Genomic DNA, 12681 nt, shown 5'->3' on the forward strand with positions numbered 1-12681 from the left:
CAGGAGAGATTCAGATGAGGATCCGCACCCTCGCGGTGGGACTGCTCGCCGGTGGCCTGGCGTTGACCACGCTGACCGCCTGCGGCAAGGAAGGCACGCCGACCACGCCGGGCTCGGGCGAGCAGAGCGGCACGAACGCCGCGGCGCTGCCGACGTACCCGGTCGCAACCGGCGTCGACCTGGCCGGCTCCCCGGTGTTCGCCAAGATGAAGGCGGCGGGCGCGCTGACCGTCGGCGCCAAGGACGACCAGCCCGGCCTCGGCCAGAAGGACCCGACGACCGGCAAGTTCGGCGGCTTCGACGTCGAGATCGCGAAGCTCGTCTCGGCCGGCCTCGGCTTCGACCCGGAGAAGATCACCTTCCGCACGGTCGACTCCGGTGCCCGTGAGCAGACGATCGCGAACGGCGACGTGAACTACTACGTCGGCACCTACTCGATCACCGACAAGCGCAAGGCGCTGGTCTCCTTCGCCGGCCCGTACTTCGTCGCCGGCCAGGACCTGCTGGTGCGCAAGGACGACAGCTCGATCACCGGCAAGGACACCCTCAAGGGCAAGAAGGTCTGCTCGGTCACCGGCTCGACCCCGATCCAGAAGGTCCGCTCGGAGAACCTGACCGAGCCGGGCAACATCGTCGAGTTCCAGAAGTACTCGCAGTGCGTCGAGAAGCTGCTGTCGAAGGACGTCGACGCGGTCACGACCGACGACGCGATCCTCAAGGGCTTCGCGTCCCAGGACCCGGACAACCTGAAGGTCATCGGCCAGACGTTCTCCACGGAGAAGTACGGCATCGGCCTGAACAAGGACGACAAGGTCCTGCGCGACAAGGTCAACGAGATCCTGCAGAAGTCGCTGGACGACGGCACCTGGCAGAAGATCTACGACGCGACCCTCGGCAAGTCGGGCTCGGCCGCCAAGAAGCCGACCCTCGAAAAGTACTGACGCTCGCGTGACGGCCGGTGGATCGGGCTTCCCGGTCCACCGGCCTTCTCCATCCACCACCTGACCACGGACGCGGGGAAGGCTCCATGGACGTCCTGCTCAACAACCTGGACCTGTTCGGTCCGTTCTTCCTCACCACGATCGAACTGTTCCTGCTCTCGGCCGTGGGCAGCCTCGTCTGGGGCACGATCCTGGCCATGCTGCGGGTGAGTCCGGTCCCCGTCTTCCGCGCCGTCGGCACGACGTACGTGACGATCGCCCGGAACACGCCGCTCACGCTGGTGTTCGCGTTCTTCGTGTTCGCCTACCCGCTGCTGGACATCGTCAAGATGGACTACTTCCCGGCCGCGGTCGTCGCCCTGACCGTGTACACCTCGGCGTTCATCTGCGAGGTCGTGCGCTCGGGCATCAACACGGTGCCGGTCGGCCAGGCCGAGGCGGGCCGGGCGCTGGGGCTGACCTTCGCCCAGATCCTCGGCCAGGTCGTGCTGCCGCAGGCGCTCCGCTCGGTCGTGCCGCCGCTGATCAGCACCCTGATCGCGCTGCTGAAGAACACCACCATCGCCGCCGGTTTCTCCGTCGCGGAGGCCGGCGCGATCCGCTCGTACCTGTCCGAACGCGGCGAGAACCAGCTGATCGGCCTGCTGTGGGTCGCGCTCGGCTTCATCATCCTCGTCGCCGTGCTGTCGTTCGCCCAACGCAGCCTGGAGAAGCGCTGGAGCGTGGCCCGATGAGCGAGCTTGCGAGCGAATCATTCAACACTGCGCCTGCGGCTCAGGCCGCACTGAGCGCCAGCGAGGTGTGCGCATGAGCAACGTCCTCTTCGACGTCCCGGGTCCGAAGGCCCGGCTGCGGTACCGCACGTACGCGGTGGTCGGCACGCTCGCGGTCCTCGCGTTCGTCGGCTACATCGGGTGGCGCTTCTACGACAGCGGCCAGTTCACCGCCCGCAAGTGGGAGTGGCTGCAGTACGCGCAGGTGCAGCGCGACCTGATCAACGCGGTGCTCCAGACACTCCAGGCGTTCGCGGCCGCGGCGGTGCTCGCCCTGATCTTCGGCGCGGTCTTCGCGGCCGGGCGGTTGTCCGACCACGCGTGGATCCGCCGGATCGCCGGGTTCGTCGTGGAGTTCTTCCGCGCCATCCCCGCGCTGATCCTGATGTTCCTGTTCTACTTCGGCCTGCCGACCGTCGGCGTGCCGACGAGCCCGTTCCTCGGCGTGGTGCTCGGCCTGACGCTGTACAACGGCTCGGTGCTCGCGGAGGTCTTCCGCGCGGGCATCCAGTCGCTGCCGAAGGGCCAGAGCGAGGCCGCGTACGCCCTGGGCATGCGCAAGACGCAGGTGATGTTCCTGGTCCTGCTGCCGCAGGCGATCCGGGCGATGCTGCCGACGATCATCAGCCAGCTGGTCGTGCTGCTGAAGGACACCGCGCTCGGCTTCATCATCACGTTCCAGGAGCTGCTGTACTACGCGCGCTACATCGGTTCGCAGGGCTCGTTCGGGCGGCCGATCGTGCCGTCGACGATCGTGGCGACCGCCATCTACGTCGTGATGTGCCTGCTGCTGACGGCGCTGGCGACGTACCTGGAGCGGCGCAACCGGCGCAACAAGAAGGTCGTGGCGGCCCCGCCCTCCGCGACCGACGACCTCGTGGCCGCTTCGGCCTGAGTCACCCGTCCGAGGCCCCCGGGACGTCCCGGGGGCCTTGTCGTGTCCGAGGACGTCCCCTAGCGTCGGCGGCATGGGTGTCGCACTGGTGACCGGCAGTTCCCGGGGTCTCGGCCGGGTGATCGCTCGCCGGCTGGCCCGCGACGGGTTCGCCGTCGCGGTCAACGGCCGCCACGACGACGACGGCCTGAAGACCGCCGCGGAGGCCATCCGCGGCGAAGGCGGCCGCGCGGCCGCCTTCGCCGCGGACGTGACCGACCGGCGCCAGGTCGGCGAGCTGGTCGACGCGGTCACGGCGGTGCTGGGCCCGATCGAGGTGCTGGTGCTCAACGCCACCGGCCCGCAGCCGGAGGCACCGCTGTCCGCGGTGGACTGGCCGGATCACCTGGCCCAGCTGGACTTCTTCGTGCGGTCGCCGGTGCTCTTCGGCCACGCGGTCCTGCCGGGGATGCGCGCCCGCGGGCACGGCCGCATCGTGCACGTCGACTCCGAGGTCGTGGACCGCCCGCCACCCGCCCGTTCCGCGTACGCGACGGCCAAGAGCGCCCAGGTCGGCCTGGTCCGGGCGTGGGCGCGCGAGCTGGCACCGGACGGCATCACGGTCAACACCGTGGCGCCGGGGTTCATCCCGGTGGAGCGGCACGCGGAGGTGTCGCCCGCCGAGCGCGCGGCCTACCTGGCCGAGGTGCCGGCGGGCCGGTTGGGGACCCCCGAAGACGTGGCGGCGGCGGTGAGCTTCTTCGCCTCGGAGGAGGCGGGGTTCGTCACCGGCCAGCGCCTGCTGGTCGACGGCGGCCGCGCGCTGGGCTAGGTCCCGGCCCGGTGCGGACTTCCGGCCGCGGCGATGGCCGACGCGGTTGCGTCCTCTGTGGACGTTGCGGCGGCTCCGCGGCGGCGTCACCTCCGCCGCCGCCGCGGAGCCGAAGAACAGGCGACCGTTTCCCCCTGAATCCGTGAACGGATTCCGTCGCCCGGCACATTCTTCTCAGGTCGTCCGACCCATTAGATCCGACACCATATATCGTTAAAGGAAGCGCGAAGCCGCTTCGCCGCCGAAGCCGCTTCGCCGCGCTTCGCCAGCGGATCCGTTGTCACAAAGGCAGAACAGCGACCTCCTTGCGGTGAATCCGCGCGCGGCCTGCCCGGTTTTGTCGGAGGTCCCCTCTACCGTCCGTGGCATGACCGAAAAGAGCACGGTGCGCACGCGGGAAATGGCCTTCGAACTGAAGAGCCAGCGCGAGCTGAAACAGATGACCCTGCGCGAGGTGGCCCGCCGCGCGGACTGGTCGGCGTCCAAGGTGTCGGCCTGGGAGAACGGCCGCCGCATCTCGCCGATCGACGCCGCCATCTACCTCGCCCACTGCGGGACCAGGGCCGCCGAACGCGCGCGGCTCCTCGAACTGACCAAGCCGCCCGGCGACCTGTACTGGGTGCGGCCCTACTTCGACAAGCTCGTCGACCCGATGAGGTCGCTGATCATCCAGGAAAACCTGGCCGACACGATCGTTTCGCACAGCCCCACCGCCATCCCGGGCATGCTCCAGACCGAAGACTACGTCCGCGAACTCCACGAACTGACCGGCCGCTACACCGCGGACCGCATCCAGCTCCTGGTGCAGGCCCGCATCGACCGGCAACAGCTCCTGCAGCGGCCGAATCCGCCGCACTGCCTCTACTTCATCTACGAACGCAGCCTCCGGACCATCGTCCGCGATCCCGCGCTGATGCACGAGCAGCTGCAGTACCTGGTGCTGTCGACCAATCTGCCGCACTGCACCATCCGGATCCTGCCGGAAGCCGCGCTGCCCTACCACCTCGTGGGCAGCCGGTTCACCCTCATGGAATTCCCCGAGCATCCGCCGGTCGTCTACGAGGAAACCTACGCGGCGGGCCTGTTCATCGACGATCGGGTCGCGGTGGAGGCGTTCTACGTCCTCGCCACGAGGCTGGAACAAGCCGCCCTTTCCGAGGGACAATCGAGGGAGGTGCTCATCCGGCTGGCGGACGAGTTCGAGCGCATGAAGGAGTGACCGATGGCAGACCGCGAACTGATGTGGTTCAAGAGCAGTCACAGCGATGCCGACACCGAACACAGCACCTGCGTCGAAGTCGCACTCGAGTCCCGCGCCACGGCGGTCCGTGACTCGAAGGCGCCCGCCGCCGGGCACCTGACCGTTCCCCACCTCGCCTGGAGCGCGTTGCTCAGCTCGCTGCGCTACTGAGCCGGATCAGAAACGTGCTTCCCGTCGTGCCAGACCGCCCGGGTCCGCCCGGGTAGGTCGGTCACGTCCAGATCCGTGCCGTCCAGCAGCACCAGGTCGGCACGCAACCCCGGTTCGATGCGGCCGCGGTCGTCGTCGAGGCGGAGCAACCGGGCCGCCTCGACGGTGGCCGCCTTCAGCGCGGCCGCCTCGCCGAGCACCGCGGCCAGCAGCCGCAGCTCGGTCGTCAAGTCGACATGGGGACGCGGGGCGAGGTCCGAGCCCGCGGCGATGCGGACACCCGCGTCGGCCGCGAGCCGGAGTGAACGGCGGTGCGTTCCGGCGAACTCGCTGTCGCTGATCGGCGAAAGCGTCGGCACGTACCAGGTGTTTTCGAGCGCGGCCACGGCGGAGTCGTCGAGGAAGGTGCCGTGCTCGATGCTGCGCGCCCCGGCGCGGGCGGCCGAGACGACGGCGGCGGACGTGTGCGCGTGGGCCAGGACGTCCCGGCCGCAGCGGCGGGCCTCGTCGACCAGCGCGGCGAGCTCGTCGTCGGTCGGACGGACGTCGGCACCCGAGCGCACCGCCCGCATCGCCCCGCTGGCACCGACCTTGATCCAGTCGGCGCCCGCCCGCACCATCCGGCGGACGGCCGCGCGCGCCGCGTCCGGCCCGTCGAACAGCGGATCGGGCAGCGACGGGTCACCGAAGCGGTCGACGACGCCCGCGGGCGGCTCCCAGCCGTCGCCGAGCCCGCCGGTCGGGCCCAGCTGACGCAGGCTGATCAGCAGGTCCGGCCCGGCGATCCACCCTTCGCGCAGGGCGTGCTTGAACCCGGCATCGGCCCCCCAAGCGTCCCGGACGGTGGTGATCCCGCGCGCCAGCAGTCCCCGCAGCACCGGCACGGCCTCGAGGATCCGCGCACTGCGCGGCAACGGCTCGGGCCGTGGGAAGGCCACGTGCACGTGGCAGTCGATGAGCCCGGGAATCAGCAGCCCGCCCGAGCAGTCGACCCGCTCGTCGCCGTCGAGGCCCGCGCCGACCTCGGCGATCCGGTCGCCGTCCAGCCGCACGTCCGCGCGCGTGCTCTCCCCGGTTTCGGGATCGAACACCCGCGCCCCGGCGAGCACCGTCACTCGATCTCCATGCCGCCACCTTGCCACGCCGGCAAAAAGACGCTCGCGAACCGGCATGAGGCGCAGTTCGCGAGCGTCGAGGGAAAAGTCCTACTTGTCCCGGCGGAAGAGCTTGTTGCCCAGCCACACGATCGGGTCGTACTTGCGGTCGGCGACGCGCTCCTTCATCGGGATCAGCGCGTTGTCGGTGATGTGGATCCCCTCCGGGCACACCTCCGAACAGCACTTCGTGATGTTGCAGTAGCCGAGGCCGTGCTCGTCCTGGGCCGCGTCACGGCGGTCGGCGACGTCCAGCGGGTGCATCTCCAGCTCGGCGATGCGCATCAGGTACCGCGGCCCGGCGAAGGCTTCCTTGTTCTCCTCGTGGTCACGCACCACGTGGCAGGTGTTCTGGCACAGGAAGCACTCGATGCACTTGCGGAACTCCTGCGAGCGCTCGACGTCGACCTGCTGCATCCGGTACTCGCCCGGTTTGAGGTCCGCCGGCGGGGTGAACGACGGGATCTCGCGTGCCTTCGTGTAGTTGAACGACACGTCGGTGACGAGGTCGCGGATCACCGGGAACGTCCGCATCGGCGTCACCGTGATGACCTCGTCCTCGGTGAACGTCGACATCCGCGTCATGCACAGCAGGCGCGGGCGGCCGTTGATCTCCGCCGAACACGAGCCGCACTTGCCCGCCTTGCAGTTCCAGCGCACCGCGAGGTCCGACGCCTGGGTGGCCTGCAGCCGGTGGATGATGTCGAGGACGACTTCGCCCTCGTTCACCTCCACCGTGAAGTCCTGCAGCTCGCCGCCGGTGTCGTCGCCGCGCCAGACCCGGAAACTCGCTTTATAGGTCATGCCTTGCTCCCGGGGTGCGTCTCGAGCTCCGCATCGGTGTAGTACTTCCCGAGTTCGCCGAATTCGAACAGCTCCAGCAGGTCCTGCCGCAGCGGCACCTGCTCCTTCACCTCGACGTCGATGTCCGGCACCACCGGGTTGTCGCCCGGGGAAGCCGAGCACACGAGGAGCTTGTTGCGCCAGCCGGCTTCCATGCCCGGGTAGTCGTCCCGCGTGTGCCCGCCGCGGCTTTCGGTCCGCGTCAGCGCGGCCTTCGCGACGCACTCGCTGACCATCAGCATGTTGCGCAGGTCGATCGCGAGGTGCCAGCCGGGGTTGAACTGCCGGTGTCCTTCGACGGTGACGCGCAGGATCCGCTGCCGCAGCTCGTCGAGCTTCGCCAGCGCCTGCGCCATCTCCTCCGCCTTGCGGATGATGCCGACCAGGTCGTTCATCGACTGCTGCAGCTCGGTGTGCAGGGTGTACGGGTTCTCGGCCGAGGCACCCTCGGGCGGGTCGAACGGCGCGAGCGCCATCTTCGCCGCGGCGTCCACATCGGACTCCTTGACCGCGGGCCTGCCGTTGAGGCCCTGCACGTACTCGGCGGCGCCGAGCCCGGCCCGCCGGCCGAACACCAGCAGGTCGGACAGCGAGTTGCCGCCGAGCCGGTTGGACCCGTGCATGCCGCCCGAGCACTCGCCTGCCGCGAACAGGCCGGGCACGCTCGCCGCGGCCGTGTCCGGGTCGACCTCGATGCCGCCCATGACGTAGTGGCAGGTCGGGCCGACCTCCATCGGCTCGGCGGTGATGTCGACGTCCGCCAGCTCCTTGAACTGGTGGTACATCGACGGCAGCCGCTTGCGGATCTCCTCGGCGGGCAGCCGGCTGGCGATGTCGAGGAAGACGCCGCCGTGCGGGGAGCCGCGGCCCTCCTTGACCTCGGAGTTGATCGCGCGGGCCACCTCGTCGCGGGGCAGCAGGTCCGGCGTGCGCCGGTTGTTGTCCGCGTCGGCGTACCAGCGGTCGGCTTCCTCTTCGCTTTCGGCGTACTGCCCCTTGAACACCTCGGGCACGTACTCGAACATGAACCGCTTGCCGTCGGAGTTCTTCAGCACCCCGCCGTCGCCGCGCACGCCCTCGGTGACGAGGATGCCCTTGACGCTCGGCGGCCAGACCATCCCGGTCGGGTGGAACTGGACGAACTCCATGTTGATCAGCTTCGCGCCCGCCCGCAGGGCCAGCGCGTGACCGTCGCCGGTGTACTCCCACGAGTTCGACGTCACCTTGAACGACTTGCCGATGCCGCCGGTGGCGAGCACGACCGCGGGCGCCTCGAAGAGGATGAACCGCCCGCTCTCGCGCCAGTAGCCGAACGCGCCGGCGATGCGGCCCTCGGTGGTGAGCAGCTCGGTGACCGTGCACTCGGCGAAGACCTTGATCTTCGCTTCGTAGTCCCCGGTCTCGGCGAAGTCCTCCTGCTGCAGCGAAACGATCTTCTGCTGCATCGTGCGGATGAGCTCGAGGCCGGTGCGGTCGCCGACGTGCGCCAGCCGCGGATAGGTGTGCCCGCCGAAGTTGCGCTGGCTGATCCGGCCGTCCGCGGTCCGGTCGAACAACGCGCCGTACGTCTCGAGCTCCCAGACGCGGTCCGGCGCCTCCTTGGCGTGCAGTTCGGCCATCCGCCAGTTGTTGAGGAACTTCCCGCCGCGCATGGTGTCGCGGAAGTGGACCTGCCAGTTGTCGTTCGAGTTCGCGTTGCCCATCGAGGCGGCGCACCCGCCCTCGGCCATCACCGTGTGCGCCTTGCCGAACAGGGACTTGCACACGACAGCGACGCGGAAGCCGCGTTCGCGGGCTTCGATCACGGCGCGCAGACCGGCGCCACCGGCACCGATCACCACCACGTCGTAGCTGTGCCGTTCGACCTCGGTCATGAAGAGATTCCACCTCGGAACTGGGGACGTCTGTAGTTGGGAAGCACTGTCGGGAGAAGAGCTAGTTCACGAACCTCAGGTCCGAGATCGCGCCACTGGCCACGAGCATGACGTAGAAGTCGGTCAGCACCAGCGTGCCGAGCGTCGTCCAGGCCAGCGTCATGTGGCGGGTGTTGAGCTTCGTGACCTGCGTCCAGATCCAGTAGCGCACCGGGTGCTTGGAGAAGTGCTTCAGCCTGCCCCCGGTGACGTGCCGGCACGAGTGGCAGGAAAGCGTGTAGGCCCAGAGCAGGATCACGTTGCCGAGCAGGACGATGTTGCCCAGCCCGAAGCCGAAACCGCCGGTCTTGCCGTGGAACGCCGTGATCGCGTCGTAGGTGTTGACCAGCGAGACGATCAGCGCGACGTAGAAGAAGTAGCGGTGGACGTTCTGGATGATCAGCGGCAGCCGCGTCTCGCCGGTGTACTTGGCGTGCGGTTCCGCGACGGCGCAGGCAGGCGGGGAGAACCACACCGACCGGTAGTACGCCTTGCGGTAGTAGTAGCAGGTCAGGCGGAACCCGAGCAGGAACGGCAGCACGACGAAGCCGAGCGGGACGAACCCGGGCAGGTCGCCGAACCAGTGGCCGAAGTGGCTCGAGCCCTCGACGCAGGAAGTGGACAGGCACGGCGAGTAGAACGGCGTCAGGTAGTGGTAGTCGGGCACCCAGTAGGCGGTGCGCACGAACGACCGGACCGTCGCGTAGACGATGAACGCCGACAGTCCGAGCACGGTCAGCAGCGGCTGGAGCCACCACCGGTCCGTGCGAAGGGTGCGCTCGGCGATCCGGGCCCGCTTCGGGGCCCGGACGCCGGTGCCGACGCCGTGGTCAGCGGGTGCGCTCACCGCTGGTCGCGCTTGTAGCCGCCGACGCCTTCGTCATCGGCGCCGTGCCACAACGCCGGGTCGTAGGGGGTGTCGGGGACGGGCACGCGCTCCGCGGCCTTCGCCTGGGCCGGCACCGCGAGGGGCACGCCGTCGAGGTCCGCGGTGTCGATGTCGAGGCGCTCGACGTCGTTGGCGAGCCGGCGCACCGCCGAGGCGTCGCCGTAGCGAGAGCGCAGTGCGCCGACGCACTGCCGGAGCTGGCCGATGGTTCGCCGCAGCTCGGCGATCTCGGAGGTGGACATCATGCCTCCCGTGTGGTGGGGCTGGCAGGGAACCGGGCTCCGGCTTTGCCACGCGTCGTGCAGTGTGACAACTAGCACACTAACGGTTCCAGAGGTGATCGGGGTCACGCGGGTCGATCTTCTGAATCGATTTTGATTCGGCGTTTTCCCGAGGTAGTGTGGCCAGAGTCACGACCCAGAGGCGCCAGCGCTGCCGTCCCGCGGACCACCACACACCAGTGATCCGGAGCCGGACATGAGCACCGTCCCCACCTCATCGTTGCACCCGGTCGTCGCCGCGGTCACCGCCCGCATCGCCGCGCGCAGTGCCGCGACCCGCACGGCCTACCTCGACCGCATGGCCGCCGCGCACGCCGACGGCCCGGTCCGCCGTGGGCTCGCGTGCAGCAACCTCGCCCACGGTTTCGCCGCGATGGACGGCGTCGACAAGGAAGCGCTGCGGGCCGCGCGCGCCCCCGGCGTCGCGATCGTGTCGTCGTACAACGACATGCTTTCGGCGCACCAGCCGATGCAGGAGTACCCGGCGTGGCTGAAGAAGTCCGTGCGCTCCGCCGGGGGTGTCGCCCAGTTCGCCGGCGGCGTGCCCGCGATGTGCGACGGCATCACCCAGGGCCGGGCGGGCATGGAGCTGTCGCTGTTCAGCCGCGAGGTCATCGCGATGTCGACGGCGATCGCGCTGTCGCACGACATGTTCGACGCCGCGCTCCTGCTCGGCGTGTGCGACAAGATCGTGCCCGGCCTGCTGATCGGCGCGCTGTCGTTCGGCCACCTCCCGGCCGTGCTGGTTCCCGCGGGGCCGATGAACTCCGGGCTGCCGAACAAGGAGAAGGCCCGCGTCCGGCAGCTGTACGCCGAAGGGCTCGCGACCCGCGAAGAACTCCTCGACGCCGAAGCGGCGTCGTACCACTCGGCCGGCACCTGCACCTTCTACGGCACGGCCAACTCCAACCAGATGGTCGTCGAGGTGATGGGCCTGCACCTGCCCGGCGCCAGCTTCGTCCAGCCGGGTTCTTCGTTGCGCCGCGCGTTGACCGAAGAGGCCGGGCGGCGAGTCGTGGCGATTTCCCGCGGCGAGGAGTACGCGCCGGTCTCGCGGATCCTCGACGAAAAGGCGTTCGTCAACGGCGTCATCGCGCTGCTGGCCACCGGCGGGTCGACCAACCACACGATGCACCTGGTCGCGATCGCCGCGGCCGCCGGCATCCAGCTGACCTGGGACGACTTCTCCGACCTGTCGGCCGTCGTGCCGCTGCTGGCGCGCGTCTACCCGAACGGCAGCGCCGACATCAACCACTTCCACGCCGCCGGCGGCATCCAGTTCCTGGTCGGCACGCTGCTCGACGCGGGCCTGCTGCACGAGGACGTGCACACGGTCGCCGGGTTCGGGCTGCACCGCTACCGCGCCGAGCCGATCCTGTCCGACGGCGAGCTGGTCTGGCGGGACGTGCCCACCCACAGCCTCGACGAGGAGGTGCTGCGCCCGGCGTGGCGGCCGTTCGCCGCGGACGGCGGGCTGCGGATGGTCGAGGGCAACCTCGGCCGCGCGGTGGTCAAGGTGTCCGCGGTGGCGCCCGGGCACCGCGTCGTCCAGGCGCCGGCGCGGGTGTTCACCACGCAGGAGGGCTTCACGGCCGCGTTCGAGGCCGGCGAGCTCGACCGCGACGTCGTCGTGGTGATCCGGCAGCAGGGCCCGCGGGCCAACGGCATGCCGGAACTGCACGGCCTGACCCCGGCGCTGGGGGTGCTGATGGACCGCGGGCACGCCGTGGCGTTGCTCACCGACGGCCGGATGTCGGGCGCGTCGGGCAAGATCCCGGCCGCGATCCAGGTGACGCCGGAAGCCGCGGCGGGCGGCCCGATCGCCCGCATCGCCGACGGCGACGTCATCCGGCTGGACGCGTCCACGGGCAGCCTCGACGTGCTCGTCGGTGACGAAGAACTCGCCCGCCGTGCGCTTGTGGACTCGCCGCCGTCCGAAGCATCCTGGACCGGCACCGGCCGGGAGCTGTTCGCCGCGTTGCGCCGTGCCGTCGGCCCCGCCGACCAGGGCGCATCCGTGTTCGGCGGTTTGACTCCGGAGCACTTCGGAATGCCCGCTTTGGAAACCCAGGAGGTCGGTCAGTGACCACCGGTCAGGACCTGCTCGAGCTGTCCCCCGTGATGCCCGTCGTGGTGATCGACGACGCCGACGACGCGGTGCCCACGGCCCGGGCCCTGCTCGCCGGCGGGATCGGGGTCATCGAGCTGACCCTGCGCACCCCGGCGGCGTTGTCGGCGATCGAGCGCGTCGCCGCGGAGGTGCCGGACATCGTCCTCGGCGCCGGCACCGTCACCTCACCGGACCAGGCGAAGCAGGCGGCCGACGCGGGCGCGAAGTTCCTCGTGACACCGGGCTGCACGGACGCCGTCGTCGACGCGTGCTTCGACTCCGGGCTGCCGTTCCTGCCCGGCGCGAGCACGGTGTCCGAGGCGATGCGGCTGGCCGAACGCGGGCTGTCGGCGTTGAAGTTCTTCCCGGCGGAGGCCTCGGGCGGGGTCGCGTACCTGAAGTCGATCGCGGGGCCGCTGCCTTCCTTGCGCTTCTGTCCCACCGGCGGGATCACGGTGGCTTCGGCGCCGTCGTACCTGGCGCTGCCGAACGTCGGCTGCATCGGGGGCTCCTGGCTGACGTCCTCGCTCGCGACCCGCGATTTCGCGAAGATCGAGAAGCTGGCGGCGGAGGCTGCCGCGCTGTAGCGGAGATCACTGGCGCGTCGTCGCCGCACCCGAACGGCGGCATGGGTGTCCGCATTCCGGGAGCACCGTTCCA

Annotated in this window: 13 protein-coding genes; 8 read left to right on the forward strand and 5 right to left on the reverse strand. The window is 69.8% G+C overall.

All coding sequences use genetic code 11. The features are described from left to right. Nucleotides 1-14 precede the first annotated feature (14 nt). From ACLJQE_RS30515 to ACLJQE_RS30540, 6 genes are all read left to right on the forward strand, one after another. A complete protein-coding gene (locus ACLJQE_RS30515) occupies nt 15-941 on the forward strand; it encodes a glutamate ABC transporter substrate-binding protein (protein ID WP_410642963.1) in 927 nt (308 codons plus the stop codon). 86 nt (nt 942-1027) lie between these two features. After that, nucleotides 1028-1675, forward strand: coding sequence for an amino acid ABC transporter permease (locus ACLJQE_RS30520; RefSeq protein ID WP_410642964.1), 648 nt, complete (start codon nt 1028-1030; stop codon nt 1673-1675). Nucleotides 1676-1748: 73 nt separating this feature from the next. Beyond that, complete coding sequence (locus ACLJQE_RS30525) at nt 1749-2609, forward strand: amino acid ABC transporter permease (protein ID WP_410642966.1); 861 nt, start codon at nt 1749-1751, stop codon at nt 2607-2609. A 73-nt stretch (nt 2610-2682) separates the two neighbouring features. Continuing rightward, nucleotides 2683-3420, forward strand: coding sequence for an SDR family NAD(P)-dependent oxidoreductase (locus tag ACLJQE_RS30530; RefSeq protein ID WP_410642967.1), 738 nt, complete (start codon nt 2683-2685; stop codon nt 3418-3420). Nucleotides 3421-3787: 367 nt separating this feature from the next. Further along, nucleotides 3788-4639 carry a helix-turn-helix domain-containing protein gene (locus tag ACLJQE_RS30535; protein ID WP_410642969.1) on the forward strand — a complete coding sequence of 284 codons (852 nt, stop codon included), beginning with the start codon at nt 3788-3790 and terminating at the stop codon, nt 4637-4639. A 3-nt stretch (nt 4640-4642) separates the two neighbouring features. Next, nucleotides 4643-4831 (forward strand): DUF397 domain-containing protein, encoded by a 189-nt coding sequence (locus tag ACLJQE_RS30540; RefSeq protein WP_410642971.1) that lies wholly within the window; start codon nt 4643-4645, stop codon nt 4829-4831. Here ACLJQE_RS30540 and ACLJQE_RS30545 read toward each other — a convergent pair. The 5 genes from ACLJQE_RS30545 to ACLJQE_RS30565 form a co-directional block, all read right to left on the reverse strand. Then, nucleotides 4825-5946, reverse strand: coding sequence for an amidohydrolase family protein (locus ACLJQE_RS30545; RefSeq protein ID WP_410642972.1), 1122 nt, complete (start codon nt 5944-5946; stop codon nt 4825-4827). The two genes, ACLJQE_RS30540 and ACLJQE_RS30545, sit on opposite strands and share 7 nt — an antisense overlap. Before the next feature lie 90 nt (nt 5947-6036). Then, the gene (locus ACLJQE_RS30550; protein WP_360184347.1) at nt 6037-6789 is read right to left on the reverse strand and encodes a succinate dehydrogenase/fumarate reductase iron-sulfur subunit; all 753 of its coding nucleotides are present in this window, start codon (nt 6787-6789) and stop codon (nt 6037-6039) included. Next, nucleotides 6786-8702 (reverse strand): fumarate reductase/succinate dehydrogenase flavoprotein subunit, encoded by a 1917-nt coding sequence (locus ACLJQE_RS30555; protein WP_410642973.1) that lies wholly within the window; start codon nt 8700-8702, stop codon nt 6786-6788. Before ACLJQE_RS30555 ends, ACLJQE_RS30550 begins: the two co-directional genes overlap by 4 nt. 61 nt (nt 8703-8763) lie before the next feature. Further along, on the reverse strand, nt 8764-9588 hold the full coding sequence (locus ACLJQE_RS30560; protein WP_410642974.1) for a hypothetical protein: 825 nt from the start codon (nt 9586-9588) through the stop codon (nt 8764-8766). Continuing rightward, entirely contained in the window at nt 9585-9872 is a 288-nt protein-coding gene (locus ACLJQE_RS30565) for a hypothetical protein (protein ID WP_003054488.1), read from the reverse strand. Before ACLJQE_RS30565 ends, ACLJQE_RS30560 begins: the two co-directional genes overlap by 4 nt. A gap of 235 nt (nt 9873-10107) precedes the next feature. On the opposite strand from ACLJQE_RS30565, the gene edd reads away from it, so the two are divergent. Both edd and eda read left to right on the forward strand, forming a co-directional pair. Continuing rightward, nucleotides 10108-11997 carry a phosphogluconate dehydratase gene (gene edd, locus ACLJQE_RS30570; protein ID WP_410642975.1) on the forward strand — a complete coding sequence of 630 codons (1890 nt, stop codon included), beginning with the start codon at nt 10108-10110 and terminating at the stop codon, nt 11995-11997. Beyond that, nucleotides 11994-12608: a bifunctional 4-hydroxy-2-oxoglutarate aldolase/2-dehydro-3-deoxy-phosphogluconate aldolase gene (gene eda / locus ACLJQE_RS30575; protein WP_410642976.1), complete on the forward strand. Its 615-nt coding sequence runs from the start codon at nt 11994-11996 to the stop codon at nt 12606-12608. The genes edd and eda overlap by 4 nt, the downstream gene beginning before the upstream one ends. Nucleotides 12609-12681 lie beyond the last annotated feature (73 nt).

The organism is Amycolatopsis sp. lyj-346, from assembly GCF_046548975.1.
Lineage (GTDB): Bacteria > Actinomycetota > Actinomycetes > Mycobacteriales > Pseudonocardiaceae > Amycolatopsis.